13 protein-coding genes are annotated in these 16222 nt (G+C 36.9%); 6 read left to right on the top strand and 7 right to left on the bottom strand.

Annotated elements, in window-relative coordinates:
* Positions 1–317: 317 nt before the first annotated feature.
* From glyS to dnaA, 6 genes are all read right to left on the bottom strand, one after another.
* Positions 318–2384: a glycine--tRNA ligase subunit beta gene (gene glyS / locus H4J46_RS13795; protein WP_182234015.1), complete on the bottom strand. Its 2067-nt coding sequence runs from the start codon at positions 2382–2384 to the stop codon at positions 318–320.
* On the bottom strand, positions 2384–3319 hold the full coding sequence (gene glyQ / locus H4J46_RS13790; RefSeq protein WP_182234014.1) for a glycine--tRNA ligase subunit alpha: 936 nt from the start codon (positions 3317–3319) through the stop codon (positions 2384–2386). The genes glyS and glyQ overlap by 1 nt, the downstream gene beginning before the upstream one ends.
* A gap of 340 nt (positions 3320–3659) precedes the next feature.
* The gene (gene gyrB / locus H4J46_RS13785) at positions 3660–6104 is read right to left on the bottom strand and encodes a DNA topoisomerase (ATP-hydrolyzing) subunit B (protein ID WP_220463027.1); all 2445 of its coding nucleotides are present in this window, start codon (positions 6102–6104) and stop codon (positions 3660–3662) included.
* A 10-nt stretch (positions 6105–6114) separates the two neighbouring features.
* On the bottom strand, positions 6115–7212 hold the full coding sequence (recF, locus tag H4J46_RS13780; protein ID WP_182234013.1) for a DNA replication/repair protein RecF: 1098 nt from the start codon (positions 7210–7212) through the stop codon (positions 6115–6117).
* 15 nt (positions 7213–7227) lie between these two features.
* The gene (dnaN, locus tag H4J46_RS13775; protein WP_182234012.1) at positions 7228–8331 is read right to left on the bottom strand and encodes a DNA polymerase III subunit beta; all 1104 of its coding nucleotides are present in this window, start codon (positions 8329–8331) and stop codon (positions 7228–7230) included.
* A gap of 28 nt (positions 8332–8359) precedes the next feature.
* Complete coding sequence (gene dnaA / locus H4J46_RS13770; protein ID WP_182136208.1) at positions 8360–9721, bottom strand: chromosomal replication initiator protein DnaA; 1362 nt, start codon at positions 9719–9721, stop codon at positions 8360–8362.
* Positions 9722–10199: 478 nt separating this feature from the next.
* Here dnaA and rpmH point away from each other — a divergent pair, with 478 nt between their 5' ends.
* The 5 genes from rpmH (at position 10200) to mnmE (ending at position 14506) form a co-directional block, all read left to right on the top strand.
* Entirely contained in the window at positions 10200–10334 is a 135-nt protein-coding gene (rpmH, locus tag H4J46_RS13765; RefSeq protein ID WP_070375296.1) for a 50S ribosomal protein L34, read from the top strand.
* 74 nt (positions 10335–10408) lie between these two features.
* Positions 10409–10732 carry a ribonuclease P protein component gene (gene rnpA, locus H4J46_RS13760; RefSeq protein ID WP_404842458.1) on the top strand — a complete coding sequence of 108 codons (324 nt, stop codon included), beginning with the start codon at positions 10409–10411 and terminating at the stop codon, positions 10730–10732.
* Positions 10699–10947 (top strand): membrane protein insertion efficiency factor YidD, encoded by a 249-nt coding sequence (gene yidD / locus H4J46_RS13755; RefSeq protein WP_182234011.1) that lies wholly within the window; start codon positions 10699–10701, stop codon positions 10945–10947. The genes rnpA and yidD overlap by 34 nt, the downstream gene beginning before the upstream one ends.
* 6 nt (positions 10948–10953) lie before the next feature.
* Positions 10954–12594 (top strand): membrane protein insertase YidC, encoded by a 1641-nt coding sequence (yidC, locus tag H4J46_RS13750; protein WP_182234010.1) that lies wholly within the window; start codon positions 10954–10956, stop codon positions 12592–12594.
* A 526-nt stretch (positions 12595–13120) separates the two neighbouring features.
* Positions 13121–14506 (top strand): tRNA uridine-5-carboxymethylaminomethyl(34) synthesis GTPase MnmE, encoded by a 1386-nt coding sequence (gene mnmE / locus H4J46_RS13745; RefSeq protein WP_182234009.1) that lies wholly within the window; start codon positions 13121–13123, stop codon positions 14504–14506.
* A gap of 333 nt (positions 14507–14839) precedes the next feature.
* Here mnmE and H4J46_RS13740 read toward each other — a convergent pair whose 3' ends face one another.
* Entirely contained in the window at positions 14840–15064 is a 225-nt protein-coding gene (locus tag H4J46_RS13740; RefSeq protein WP_182234008.1) for a hypothetical protein, read from the bottom strand.
* A gap of 384 nt (positions 15065–15448) precedes the next feature.
* On the opposite strand from H4J46_RS13740, the gene mioC reads away from it, so the two are divergent.
* The gene (mioC, locus tag H4J46_RS13735) at positions 15449–15892 is read left to right on the top strand and encodes an FMN-binding protein MioC (RefSeq protein WP_182234007.1); all 444 of its coding nucleotides are present in this window, start codon (positions 15449–15451) and stop codon (positions 15890–15892) included.
* Positions 15893–16222 lie beyond the last annotated feature (330 nt).

The raw sequence follows: 16222 nt of genomic DNA, 5'->3' as shown, positions 1-16222 counted from the left end.
AAACTTGCGCCGTTCGCTAAATGTTTATTTTGTTGTTAGAAAAGTTGTTTGATATTATTTTTATATTCAAATAGACGCTTCTAAACGACACAGTAGTTGCCATTTTCGAACTCAGTTAACTGAATTAACTGAATTGACTTAATTGACTTAATTGACTTAATTGACAGAAGCTATATTAAGTAAGGAGTGGAGTGTTTTTATTGTTTGTGTTAAATACCACTTAGCAAAATTAATCTCGGTGTAAGCAAGATTTAATGATAAAAAAAAGGAATGCCTTAGCATTCCTTATAGTTTTTAATACGCTACAACCACAAGTATTACTGCAATAAAGAAATATCAGCTATCGCAAGAAAACTATTGCGGATTTCGTTTAGTAAGGTTAAACGATTGATTTTAACTTGTTCATCATCAGCCATCACCATGACATGATCAAAGAAGTTATCAATGGCCTGCTTTAACGCCGCTAATTCGGTTAATGCACTTTGATAATCTTTTGTCGCCATTAATGGTGCTATTTTAGTATTAACCACTGAAAAAGCTGAGGCTAACTCTGCTTCAGCAGCTTCTGTCGCTAAATCAGCTTTAAAAGTGTTAAAAAGCTCACCTTTAAATTTAACCAAAATATTACCCACACGCTTGTTAGCAGCAGCTAACGTAGCCGCTTCACCTAAGGTTTTAAAATGTGTTACCGCATGAATACGCTTGTTAAAGTCCAGTGGTGAAGATGGAGCGTTAGCTAGAACAGCTTGTATAACATCAACTGTAATATTTTGATCTTGATAATAAGCACGGTAGCGACCAAGAACAAACTCAAGCACTTGTTGAGTCACGTCTTGATTAGTTAATTTATCTTGATAAAGCTCCACACTTTTTGCCAATAGATCCGCAATATCTAAATTAAGATCTTTCTCAATGATGATACGGATTAAACCAATGGCGGCACGGCGCAAAGCAAACGGGTCTTTATCACCCTTAGGTGCTTGGTTAATGCCAAAGATGCCGACTAAAGTATCGACTTTATCAGCAATAGCAACGGCGCAACCGATAGTTTGTTCAGGTAATACATCACCCGCGAAACGAGGTCGATATTGATCTTCTAAGGCCTGTGAAACAGCAGCCGGTTCACCATCGTGCTGAGCATAATACTTACCCATGGTGCCTTGAACTTGTGGAAATTCAAGCACCATGTCTGACATTAAATCCGTTTTACTCAGTAAACCTGCGCGATAAGCTATAGCCGTATCGTCGCCAATTTTAGCCGCAACAAATTCACTTAAACTAGCAATACGTTCAGACTTAGCTTTCACTGTGCCTAGTTGCTTTTGAAACAACATCGACTCTAAACCTTGTAACCTTGACTCAAGTGACTGTTTTTTATCTGTTTTAAAGAAAAATTCAGCATCAGCCAAACGTGGTCGAATAACCTTCTCATTACCTTTAATAACCTGACTTGGATCTTTGCTATCAATATTTGATACAAAGATGAATTTATTCAACAACTTACCTTCACCATCAGTGACAGGAAAGTATTTTTGATGATCTTTCATCGAATAAATTAAGGGTTCAGCAGGTACATTCAAAAACTCTTTGTCGAAGCTGCCTGTTAATACTACTGGCCATTCAACTAATGAAGTCACTTCTTCTAGTAACTCGTCATCCGGTAACACGAAACCACCAATGGCTATCGCCGCTGCATTAATTTGGTGTTGAATAGTGTCTTTACGTGCTTGATAGTCAACCATAACATGCGCTGCTTTTAGTGCACTTTCATAGTCATTGGCATGTGCTAACGCGACTAAGCCATGATAATGAAATCGGTGACCGGTCACTAAGTTATTAGAGCGAATGTTTAACGATTCACCCGCAATAACACTTGAGCCATACAGTAATGTTAACGTATGCACAGGACGAATAAATTGTGTTCTACCTGATCCCCAACGCATAGGTTTGGGTACAGGCAACTTTGCAATAGCTAGGTTTACCATGTCAGGAATTAATTGCTCAACATGTTTGCCTTGCTCAATGGTTTTGTAAAGTAACCATTCGCCTTTATCTGTTATTAAGCGCTCTGCTTGAGCAACAGTGATGCCATTTGAGCGTGCCCAACCTTCGGCAGCCTTGCTTGGTTTACCTTCAGCATCAAATGCTACGCTAACAGCAGGACCACGTTTTTCAATAGCTTTGTCAGCTTGGTTAGCGACTAAATTATCAACCTTTACCGCTAAACGTCTTGGCGTCGCATACCAATAAATATCAGAATAAGAAAGTTTTGCTTCATCTAGTTGTAATTTAATTTGTTCATAAAACGTTGTAGCTAAGGTTCTCAACGACTTTGGTGGTAATTCTTCAGTACCGAGTTCAATCAATAGTGTTTCTGTTGTCATTATGACTGTCCCTTAGTTGAGTTATCATTGGCTGAATTATTTTTACAAAGTGGAAAGCCAAGCTCTTCACGTTTCGCGTAATAGGCTTGTGCACAAGCTTTTGATAAAGCTCTTACTCTTAATATGTAACGTTGGCGTTCTGTTACCGATATTGCGTGTCGAGCATCCAGTAAGTTAAAGGCATGAGAAGCTTTCATCACTTGTTCGTACGCCGGTAAAGCTAAACCTGCTTGAATCAGTTTTTCACTGTCTTTTTCACACTGATCAAAAGTGTTAAATAAGGCATCAACGTCAGCATATTCAAAGTTATAAGTTGATTGTTCAACTTCATTTTGATGAAAGACATCGCCATAAAGTACTTTACCCATAGGGCCATCAGTCCAAACTAAATCATAAATACTATCTACGTTTTGAATATACATGGCTAAGCGTTCTAAGCCATAGGTTATTTCACCAGTAACAGGTGCACACTCTATACCACCAACTTGTTGAAAGTAAGTGAACTGCGTAACCTCCATGCCGTTTAGCCAGATTTCCCAACCTAACCCCCAAGCACCTAAGGTGGGTGATTCCCAGTTGTCTTCTACAAAGCGAATATCGTGCACGAGTGGATCAATACCCATCTCTTTTAACGAGTCAAGGTAAAGCTCTTGAATATTATCTGGAGAAGGCTTTAGCATGACTTGAAATTGATAGTAGTGTTGTAGGCGATTTGGATTTTCACCGTAGCGACCATCGGTTGGACGTCGACATGGTTGCACATAAGCACTACTCATTGGCTCAGGACCAATAGAACGTAAAAATGTCATTGGGTGAAACGTGCCGGCCCCAACTTCTAAATCTAATGGCTGAACTATTACACAGCCTTGGCGTGACCAATAATCTTGCAACTGCAATATTAGTCCTTGAAAGGTCTTTATATTAAACGTACTCATAACATTCCAAATCTGTAGTTATATGGGGTTAAATAAGGCTAATTATACCGTTTGTCGCTTTATTAGCCTAGTGTCCTTATAGCAATTTAATTAATTAAGTGATCTAATTTTTCATCAAAAAAAATAGCTAAAGAAAAGATATAAAATTTTATCGGTAATTGACTGATAAATTTACAACACGGTATTTTTTTGTTTTAAGCATTAAGGATAAGCGAATAATGGTATTACTAAACACTAGGGCTAGATATTAGATATTAGATATTTTTATCTAAAAATATCTGCTTAGAAACAAAAATGCCCGATTTGATGATCGGGCATTATTATTTCTACAGTTTAAAGACTAAACATCTAAGTTAGCTACTTTAAGCGCATTTTCTTCAATGAAGTGTCTACGTGGCTCAACATGATCACCCATCAAGGTGGTAAACAATTGATCTGCTGCAATAGCGTCTTCAATAGTTACCTGTAACATTCTGCGTGAATCTGGATCCATGGTAGTTTCCCATAATTGATTGGGGTTCATTTCACCTAGACCTTTATAACGTTGAATATATTGGCCCCGTTTAGATTCAGCCATTAACCAATTTAAGGCTTCGTCAAACTCAGTTATTTGCTTAATTTTTTCGCCACGTTTAACGTAAGCACCTTCTTCCATTAAGCCATTCACTGCTTTATTTAGACTTTGAATTGAGGCAAATTCTTTTGAATCAAAAAATTCATAGTCACAATCATAAACCGTATCAATACCATGTTTACGGACATTAAAGCTTGGGTAATAAACATGGCGTTCTTGGTCATGCTTAACTTCAACAGTATAGATAGAGCCATTACCATCTTGCTCAGAAAGCTGTTTTAGTAGATCAGCGGTCCAAGATTCAACGTTAGCTTTAGTTTTAAATTCTTCAGTGGTAATTAATTCACCATAGATCATCTTTTCTAGAATATCAGCAGGAATCAAACGCGATACGCGCTTAATAGTTTCGTGAGTTTTCCGGAACTGTTTTACTAAATTTTCTAAAGATAAGCCTGATAAGGCCGGTGCAGATTCATTAACATGAATTTCTGCATTTTCTAATGCCAATGATGTTAAATACTCAACTAAGCCATTTTCATCTTTTATGTAACGTTCTTGCTTACCTTTTTTCACTTTATACAGTGGTGGTTGAGCAATATAAATATAGCCACGTTCCATTATTTCAGGCATTTGACGATAGAAAAATGTCAGTAATAATGTTCGGATGTGTGAACCATCGACATCAGCATCCGTCATAATGATAATACTGTGATAACGCAGTTTTTCTGGGTTATATTCATCGCGACCAATACCACAACCTAACGCTGTGATTAATGTGCCAACTTCTTGAGAAGATATCATTTTATCAAAACGCGCTTTTTCTACGTTAAGAATTTTACCTTTCAATGGCAATATAGCCTGATTTTTGCGGTTTCTTCCCTGCTTAGCAGAGCCACCAGCAGAGTCCCCTTCCACAATATAGAGTTCAGATAGGGCTGGATCTTTTTCCTGACAATCAGCTAATTTGCCCGGTAAACCTGCAATATCTAACACCCCTTTACGGCGGGTCATTTCTCTTGCTTTACGCGCCGCTTCACGAGCACGAGCGGCATCAACAATTTTCATAATTATAGTACGAGCAACTGAAGGCTTTTCTAATAAGTATTCACCTAATTTTTCGCCCATAGCTTGTTCTACTGCAGTTTTAACTTCAGATGAAACAAGCTTATCTTTTGTTTGAGATGAAAACTTAGGGTCAGGTACTTTAACTGAAATTACCGCAGTTAAACCTTCACGAGCGTCGTCACCAGAGGCACTGGTTTCAGTACTGCCACCTTTTTTAGTTTTATTTAAACCTTCTTTAACCATATAGCTATTAAGCGTACGAGTTAAAGCGGTACGAAAACCACTTAAGTGAGTTCCACCATCACGTTGTGGAATGTTATTAGTGAAACAATGAATGCTTTCTTGGAAGCCATCGTTCCACTGCATTGCCACTTCCACTACAATGCCATCTTCGCGTGCTAAATCGAAGTAAAAGATCTCTTCATTCACCGGCGTTTTATTGGTATTTAGATAGTCAACAAAAGCTTGAATACCACCATCAAATTGAAAGTGATCTGACTTACCTTCTTCACGTTCATCAATAAGTCTAATTGATACACCTGAATTCAAAAATGATAATTCACGAATTCTTTTTACTAGTAAGTCATAGTGAAATAGCACATCAGTGAAGGTCTCTTCACTTGGCCAAAACCTGACTTCTGTTCCCGTTTTATCACTTTCGCCAACCTGTTTCATAGGTTCTTGTGGTATGCCGTGGTGATAAAATTGTTCGAATAATTTACCTGCTCGGCGAATATTTAGTTTCAATTTACTACTGAGAGCATTTACTACTGAAATACCAACACCGTGTAAACCACCCGAAACTTTATAGCCTGAGTCTTCACCACCGAACTTACCACCAGCATGCAATACTGTCATGATAACCTCAGCGGCAGAAATACCCTCTTCTGGATGAATTTCTGTTGGAATTCCACGACCGTCATCCTTTACAGATACCGAGCCGTCTAAGTGAATTTTAACAATAATATCAGTACAGTGACCTGCAAGAGCTTCATCAATTGAGTTATCCAACACCTCAAATACCATGTGATGAAGGCCTGTGCCATCATCGGTATCACCTATATACATCCCTGGTCTTTTACGAACTGCATCTAAGCCTTTTAGTACTTTTATACTAGCCGAGTCATATTCATTTTCTATTGTCATAGCTTGTAGCCTACTCACTCATTACTGATAGTTTGCCATGTTTCACGTGAAACATTTTATAGTTTTCTTTCTGTGGAACGAGTTGTTCCACTGCTGTTTTATCTATTGCGGTTACAATAACCTGACATTCAATTCCTGCTATTGCATTATTTAATAACGTTCTAGAGTGAATGTCTAATTCTGCACCTACATCATCAATTAATAAAATTGGTTTTACTAGATTAACTCTTTCTATTAGTTTTGCTTGAGCAAAAGTTAACGCCAGTAAAAACAACTTCTGTTGTCCACGTGACAATTGGTTATCGACTGATGCACCTCTTAATAAGAAACGGACATCAAATTTTTGTGCACCAAATAGGCTATAACCATAAGCTAATTCTTTTTCTTTATATTGTTGCAAAACATCGTACAAGTTTTTCTTACTATTCCAGCCTTGTAAATATTGAATAACAATATCGTCTGATACTGAAGGTAACATTATTTTCAACCAATAACTTAATTCTTTAGTCAGCTCTTCAACATAACTGGCTCGAAGATTAGCTATTATTTGCGAGCTATCAATAAAGACATCAGTCCAATAGTTTAACGTGCTACCCGCAGTTTTACTGCGTAAACAGGCATTACGCTGTTTAAGGATTCGTGAAAATTCTCTCCAATGATCTGAAAATGTATGTTTCACGTGAAACAAACCTAAATCAACAAACCTTCTTCTCTGCTTTGGGCCACCAAAAAATATTTTAAAACTTTCTGGGGTAATCACTTGCACAGCAATATTTTTTGCTAGCACAGAGAACTTTGTTTCTTTTTCACCATTTATACGTATTTCAGTATTCGCTGTACTGTGGCCATTAAAGAGTTTTCGTACACCCATCTGGCAATCTTTATGAGTTTTAGCGCTGACAGTAAAACTACGCTTAGTATGCTGAAGCAAGTTTTCTACTTTTGAGCTACGAAATGACTTACCGTGCCCTAAATAGAAAATAGCCTCTAATACACTACTTTTACCACTACCATTATCACCAATAATAAAATTTAGATCTGGATGTAATTCAACCGATACACTTTCAATATTTCGTAAATCTTGAATAATTAATTTACCAATACTCATTATAATAGGTCGTTGTTACAGTCGCATTGGCATAACAACATACAAAGCTTCTCCAGATTCTCCACCTTCAATAACCACACTGCTGTTAGCATCAGCTAAGGTAAATTTAACATCATTTTCTTTGATAGCATTGAGTACGTCTAAAACATAGCTAACATTAAAACCGATTTCAACTTCCTCATAAGGAAAGTGAATTTCAATAACCTCTTCAGCTTGTTCTTGCTCAGGGTTGTTCGCAGTTATCTTTAGCTCGGTGCGGCCAAAGTTAAGACGAACGCCTTTAAATTTCTCGTTAGATAAAATAGAAGCACGAGACAATACTTGCCTAAGTGCGTCTTTGTTAGCATTAAGAATTTTATCGCCGTTACGTGGTAATACTCGACGGTAATCAGGAAAACGACCATCAACCAGTTTACTAGTAAATGAAAATTCGCTATCAATAATGCGTATGTGATTAGAGCCTAGAAAAACCTGCACGCCTTCATCAACTGGGTCTAGTAAACGAATAATCTCTAAAATACCTTTGCGCGGTACAATCACTTGTCGAGCAGGGAGTTCAAGCGCTTGATTAGATATTTTGCAGATAGCTAAACGGTGTCCGTCAGTAGCAACAGAGCGTATTTCATGACCTTCTGTTTCTATCGACATACCATTGAGATAATAGCGTACGTCTTGGTTTGCCATTGAAAAATGGGTGCTTTCAATTAAGCGTAATAATTCAGACTTTAATAAACTAAATTCTACGTCACCTTGCCATTGTTCAATATTAGGAAAGTCACTGGCTGGTAAGGTTGAAAGTGAATACTTACTACGACCTGTACTAATTTTTATAATGTCGTTATCAGATTCAAAGGTCAACATAGAATCATCAGGTAAGCTTTTACAAATATCAAGTAACTTACGAGCAGGAATGGTGATTTTCCCATCCTCTGCTTGATTATCTATACTGGCATAAGCAACCATCTCTAGTTCTAAATCAGTGGCTGTTAATGTAAGTGACTGCCCACTTACATTAAAGAGTATATTACCTAAAATAGGTAATGTACTTTTTCGCTCTACAGCACCAGAAACCAATAACAAAGGTTTCAGCAGTAGTTCTCTACTCAATGAAAATTTCATTTCTGACTCACTTGTAACTTACTTATTATTATGATGACAATGTTCTGGTTAAATTTGAATAATCTTCTTTAATATCGTGAGACTCTTCACGTAACGATTTTACCTTACGACAGGCATGTAATACAGTCGTGTGATCACGACCACCGAAGGCATCGCCAATTTCAGGTAAACTATGGTTTGTTAATTCTTTAGATAATGCCATGGCAATTTGACGCGGTCTAGCTACTGAGCGATTTCTTCGTTTAGACAGTAAATCTGCCACTTTAATCTTATAATATTCTGCAACTGTACGCTGGATATTATCAATAGTGACCAGCTTGTCTTGTAAGGCTAATAAGTCACGTAAAGCTTCTCTAACAAAATCAATCGTGATAGCTCGACCCGTAAAGTTAGCATTTGCTATTACCCTATTCAAAGCACCTTCTAATTCGCGAACATTTGAGCGCAGGCGTTTAGCAATAAAGAAGGCAACTTCGTCAGCTAAATTGATGTGACTTTCTTGTGCTTTGCGTTTTAATATTGCGACACGAGTTTCTAATTCTGGTGGTTCAATGGCGATGGTTAATCCCCAACCAAAGCGTGATTTTAAACGATCTTCAACATCCACTTCTTTTGGATAGCGATCACTGGTCAAAATGATTTGTTGATTGCCTTCAAGTAAGGCATTAAAAGTATGAAAAAACTCTTCTTGCGTACGATCTTTACCGGCAAAGAATTGAATATCATCGATAAGTAAGGCATCAACTGAACGGTAATATTGTTTAAATTTTTCCATCGCGTTGTTTTGTAACGCTCGAACCATATCTTGCACAAACCGCTCTGAATGCATGTAGGCAATTTTTGCATTGGGTTTATTAAGTAAAATACCATTACCGACTGCATGTAATAAATGTGTTTTACCTAGGCCAGTACCACCATAAATAAATAAAGGGTTGTAAGCCGCGCCTGGATTATCAGCCACTTGTGACGCCGCAGCGCGGGCCAATTGATTTGATTTACCTTCAACAAAATTATCGAAGGTGTATTTAACCCTGATATTGGTTGTTTTTGGTAAATTACTTTCTGGTGGTGGAGTATCTCGATTTGGCGTTCTAATATTGGGTTGCAATTGGTTAATACTATTTGGAATATTAGTCTTTTGTGCTGGGATACTACCAACATCAAAACGCAATAATGGTGGGTTTGCGCTGTCTTGCATACCCACAAGTTCATTAATGCGATTAACATACTTGTCTCTAACCCAGTCCAAAACGAATCGATTTGGCGCATATAACGTCATAATATTGTCTGTGATCACGCACTGTAGTGGACGTATCCACATACTAAATTGTTGTGCGGGCAATTCTTCTTGAAGAACAGACAAACATTTTTGCCAAAGTGTATGATCCAACAACCGACTCCTGATAAATACTATTCTCCCTGCGTTTAATAACCGATAAAAATGGCCGATAAAAATACAGAAAAGTAAAAAAAATTAATTTTTATAATTAGCCTATTATCTCTATAGTTATCCACAACATCAATATTGACTTTTCAATAAATGGCTTTTATTTTCAGTTATTTTTAGTAAACTCAGTTAAATTAGGCTCCCTGCCTATTTTTAATCGCAAATTAGTGCTGAAAACATTTTAATATACAATTTAATTATGACTAAATATGACGAGTTACTTGCAACGAAAAAGCCAAATTGTGATAAAACTGTGGATATATTTGTGATCCAGACGATCCATAGACGATCATTTGAAAATAGCTAGTGAATAAGCATTGACAAAGTTTCTTTCTCTATATAGAATTTCGCCTCATTTTTAGACCCAGTGTGCTCATGAAGGCTGTTTTGCCAGGGCAACAACAACAGACGGATTAGCGTAATGAAAAGAACATTTCAACCTAGTGTATTAAAACGTAAGCGCAACCATGGCTTCCGTGCTCGTATGGCTACGAAAAACGGACGTGCTGTAATTTCACGTCGTCGTGCTAAAGGCCGTAAAAGCCTTAGTGCTTAATCTTTTAACTTGAAACTTAAGTTAAAAGAACAGTGACCGCTATGGTTACTTATGAATTTAATCGGGAGTCGCGCTTGTTGACTCCCGGTCATTTTCAAGCTGTATTCGCAAAACCTCTTCGTTTTGGCTCTAGCCACATCACTATACTCGTCACTCCAAATTCTGATAATAATAACCGTCTCGGTCTAGCCATTGCTAAAAAGCGGGTGAAACTAGCTGTTCAACGAAATCGTATCAAACGACAAATTCGCGAGAGCTTCCGTTTAAATCAACATAACCTTCCCTTTGTTGATATAGTCGTTATGGTAAAATCTGGCACTGACAAGCTCGAAAATAAAGAAATTAATCAGCAATTGGAAAAAATATGGCGAAAAATAATTCAACGCCACAAAAAGTAGCTATTACACTAGTAAAAGCCTACCAGCGCTGGCTTAGCCCATTGCTTGGACCCCATTGTAGATTTAATCCAACATGCTCTTTTTACGCGATAGAAGCAATTAATCGCTTTGGTGTGATAAAAGGTTGTTGGTTAGCAGGCAAACGTATACTAAGATGCCACCCACTCAATGCGGGAGGACTTGATCCCGTGCCACCATCAAAAAAAGAGAAATAAAACATTATGGAATCCCAACGCAGTTTTCTTTTTATTGCGCTTATGGTTGTTACCTATTTGCTATTTAACCAATGGCAAACAGACAAAGCTCCAATTCTTGAGCAACCAGCAGTAACTCAACAAACAACGCCAAGTACTAGTAACGGCGAATTTGTTCCTGAGTCATCAGCTACAGCAACGTCTATCAGCAATGAAAAAAAAGTAGTTAGTGCTACACTAATTACAGTAAAAAATGATGTTTTATCACTAAAAATTGATACTAACGGCGGCGACATTGTTGAAGCTAAATTACTTAAGTTCGATACCGAACAAGGTAATGGCATACCCTTTACTATATTGCGCAACGATCGTGACCGCTATGTAGCACAAAGTGGTTTGACTGGCGCACAAGGTTTAGACCGTGTTATTCCTGGTCGACCTATTTATCAAACATCAGCCACTTCTTATCAAGCAAACGCTGGTGAGCCACTAGTAATTGATTTAAATTATCTTGATGACGCTGGTTTGTCTGTTACTAAGCGTTTTACGCTCAATTACGACAGCTATACCATTAATGTTGAATATATCATTACCAATAACGCGACAAGCCCTGCAAGCGTACAAATGTATGCACAACTAAAGCAAACCACTTTAATTGATAGCTCAAGCGGTTTAATTCCGACTTATGTCGGTGCGGCCTATTCAACAACTGAAGATATATACGAAAAATATGACTTTGATGATATCGCTGAAGCCAACCTGAGTGTTACAACTCAAGGTGGTTGGGTTGCTATGTTGCAACACTATTTTGTATCATCTTGGGTACCAGAAAAAACTTCAGATAATCAATTATATACTAGATACTCTAGTAACAAAGACGCAGTGATCGGCTTTAAAGCTCCGGCAATAACGATTGAGCCTAACAGCACAGCAACCACATCAGCGACTTTTTATGTCGGTCCAAAAGACCAAGATGTATTAGAAAGTATTGAACAAAACCTTGATCTAACAATTGATTACGGATTTTTATTCATGATCAGCCAGCCATTATTCTGGTTGCTTATCAAAATTCAATCTATTGTAACTAACTGGGGTGTAGCGATTATTATCATTACCCTTATCGTTAAAGGTGGTATGTATCCATTAACGAAAGCACAATATACCTCAATGGCTAAGATGCGGGCACTACAACCTAAAATGGCGCAGCTAAAAGAGCGATTAGGTGATGATAAACAAAAAATGTCACAAGCCATGATGGAACTTTATCGTAAAGAAAAAGTAAATCCTGCTGGTGGTTGTTTACCCTTAATTATTCAAATGCCTATTTTCCTAGCACTATACTGGGTATTTTTGGAAAGTGTTGAATTACGTCATGCACCCTTTATGTTGTGGATACAGGATCTATCAGCACAAGACCCATTTTACATTTTGCCGGTATTAATGGGTGTCAGTATGTTCATTATGCAAAAAATGCAGCCAATGACAGTACAAGATCCTATGCAACAAAAAATAATGCAGTACATGCCAGTCATGTTTACAGTATTCTTTTTCTGGTTCCCATCCGGCTTAGTACTTTACTGGTTGGTCAGTAACCTTATTTCAATTGCACAAATGAAGATAATATTCTCGGGCATCGAAAAGGCCAAAGAGAAAGAAAAAGCCAAATAAGGTTATTTTTTATCGACTAAAAAGGTAGCTTAGGCTACCTTTTTTTATAACTTAAATTTGAGATCATTAAAAATTTATTGAATATTTTGAAATAAAATAAAGTACGAGGATATATTTTTATTAATTATCTAATCTACTTTAAAGCTAGGTAAAACAGCCAAACACAAGGCGTCTTTTTGATATTTAGCTTTTCATCAAACCTTGAAGTCTCTTTGAATGAATTATAAGTGCTCAAAATGAGATTAGTTTTTCTTAAAGCTTAATTATTCCTATTTCTTCTCTCATTATTTCCTCCCTGATAAAATAACACGCCACAAACAGTAATGCTGACTGCAGGAAACAAGAAACGACAAAGATAACTAACATTAACTAGGCACTATTCACCGATACCAAGACTCATATCAGGCACTTATTAAAATCAAAGCAGAATAAATTACACAATAGCTCAGTGTACATTTGCAGCAGGTAATTAAGGCTTTATAATATGAAGCCAATTAAGGCCTAAACCGTTAACTGAGAAACTAACATGACCGACCTAGCTTTTATATCCGGCCAGAAAGAAACCATAGCAGCACAAGCTACAGCTCCAGGCAGAGGTGGTGTTGGTATCATCAGGGTTTCAGGACCTGAAGTTAAAAATGTCGCTCAAGCTATTTTAGGTAGAGTGCCTGAATTGCGTAAAGCTGAATATTTAACCTTTAAAGATCATAAAGGACAAGCACTAGACCAAGGCATAGCACTCTATTTTAAAGGCCCTAATTCCTTTACTGGTGAAGATATTTTAGAACTACAGGGCCACGGAGGTCCCGTTATTTTAGATATGTTGCTGAAAGAGATTTTAACACTACCTAAAGTGCGTATGGCCGGCCCTGGTGAGTTTAGTGAGCAGGCATTTATTAATGATAAACTTGATTTAACTCAAGCAGAAGCTATAGCAGATTTAATTAACTCAAGCTCAGAGCAAGCGGCCCGCTGTGCTTTACATTCATTACAAGGTGATTTTTCTAAACTTGTCCATCAAATGGTAAACGACACTATACATTTACGCATGTATGTGGAGGCCGCGATAGACTTTCCAGAAGAGGAAATAGATTTTCTTGCTGATAAAAAAGTACTTAACGACTTAAAAGCGATTATTACTCAGGTCACAGAAGTAAAAAATAAAGCACAGCAAGGCAGTATTATTCGTGAAGGTATGCGGGTAGTTATTGCCGGTCGACCTAACGCAGGTAAGTCAAGCTTACTTAATGCCCTCAGTGGTAAAGAAAGCGCCATAGTCACTGACATTGAAGGCACCACGCGTGATGTATTATCTGAACAAATCCACATTGATGGTATGCCACTACACATTATTGATACCGCAGGATTAAGAGAAAGTGTCGATGAAGTAGAGAAAATAGGTATTGAAAGGGCTTGGCAGGAGATCAAACAAGCAGACCGTGTCTTGCTAATGATTGACTCTGCACAGGATGAAACCGAGGATCCAAAAGCAGCTTGGCCAGAGTTTTTTGAAAAGTTACCTGTTAATATCGGCTTAACTATCATTAGAAACAAAGCTGATATTAACCAAGCAAAAACTGGATACAGTGAAATCAATGCCACACCCACGATAACCTTGTCAGCTAAAACAGGTGCAGGTGTTACAGAGCTAACTGAGCACCTAAAACACATAATGGGTTACCAAGGTAGCACCGAAGGAGGTTTTATGGCGAGACGACGTCACTTGGTCGCTCTTGAACAAGCCCACCAACATTTAACTATTGGTTTAGAGCAACTTGAATCCTATGTTGCTGGTGAAATTCTAGCTGAAGAACTACGTTTTTGTCAGCAAGAACTCAATAAGATCACCGGCGAATTTACCAATGATGATTTATTAAGTGAAATATTTTCATCCTTTTGTATTGGTAAATAACAATAGTAACGACCCCAGTAATTATATCTATATAACTGCCTATCATTAATTACCGTGTAGGATTTAGGATAGGCAGAGTATAAACCCACAGACAAGGCTATTAATTCATAGTAGCCCTTAAAAAATTGTTTCAGGCTGATGAATAAGGTTACCCTTATGGCCAAGTTAAACGCCAATAACAACCAACATAGCGAATGTTCTAAGGACATGACCGAATCTACTTGAAAAACCTCACAATGGAGCATACAAGCTTAAGCCGTAGTTAATCAGAAATTATCAACAAAATAGTAGCCATTAACAATCTTAATTTTATTACACCTAGGCGAGAGTCTTTTATAACCTAATATTTTTACATTTTAAATGCTGACTTTTAGCACCATATAACTTTATATATTCTTCTCCCTTTAGCGCTAATATTTCTAAATACTCGACAGGTAATTTATCTTGCAGCATTTTTAGTGGCCGTTTCCATGCTTGAGTTTTTTGTTCGTTGGCAACAGTAAGCCACCCATAACTTTTAGTTAAATCTTGCTTTGTACCTTGTGCATTTAAATACATAGTACCAACAATATATTGTGAAGTTTTATCGCCTCTTTTAGCAAATATTTCAAGTTTAAGTGGAGCTTCATTATAATCGTTGACTTAATATGACTTTATAGCTGTTTTTAATTCTTTGTTATAACTAATGATATCAAGTACCTTCTCTGAGGAGGAAGCATGACTGATAAATGAGATAGAGAATATAATTGTTGTAATAATTACATAACTAATAGATCCAATCATCATTATTCCAAAGCAAATTTTGTATTTGATTAAGAATAACTATTTCAATGTTTCAATGTTTCAATGTTTTTTCAATTGTAATATTGTGTCACTTACAACTTTATAGTGTATAAAAACTTTAATTTAAAACTACATAAAATACTTTAATAGGAACAGAAAATGAGCTCTTTTCAAGTCATTGTTGGCAGTATGTTAGGCGGATCAGAGTATGTCGCAGAAGCCTGTGAAGAAACATTAGCCGCACTCGGTCATCAAGTTGAACTACATTTTCAACCTAACTTTGCACAAATACCAAGCGAAAAACAAACTTGGTTAATTTGTACCTCGACACATGGCGCTGGTGACTATCCCGATAATATTCAAGCATTCGTGACAGATCTTGAAAATAGCGATCAAGATCTATCCTCAGTTAAATTTATAACGATCGGTCTGGGTGATTCAAATTATGATACCTTTTGCTACGCTGCAAAGAACATAAGTAAGCTATTATTATCAAAAGGTTGCGATGAAAAAATACCTTTGATCACAATAGATATGAGTCAAGATATAGATCCAGAAGAACGATCTCAAAGTTGGTTATACGAAAATAAAGATCATTTATAACCAACTTACCCATAAGTTATTAACAATTACACCCCCCTAAAAATATTATTGTGGATAACTCTGGGTAAAAGCTATTAATTTTCTATTATTATTCAGTGTATAGAAATACAAATAAATCGCCCTGTGGATAAGTGGCTGTTTTGATCAGAGCTTATAAGTGACTTGATCAAAGCTTGATCACAAGAATGCATAGCTATTAATATATTGTTTTATATGAAAAAAAATGACTTATCCACAGAAAAAGGCGACCTTAATAAGTAATAATAATAAGATCTTTAAAGAGATCTTTATATATTAATTAAGGATCAAGCTTAGATCTTTTCCTAAATT

Source organism: Colwellia sp. MB02u-6, assembly GCF_014077095.1.
Classification (GTDB): Bacteria; Pseudomonadota; Gammaproteobacteria; order Enterobacterales; family Alteromonadaceae; genus Cognaticolwellia.
This window is presented reverse-complemented; position numbering and strand designations above follow the sequence as displayed.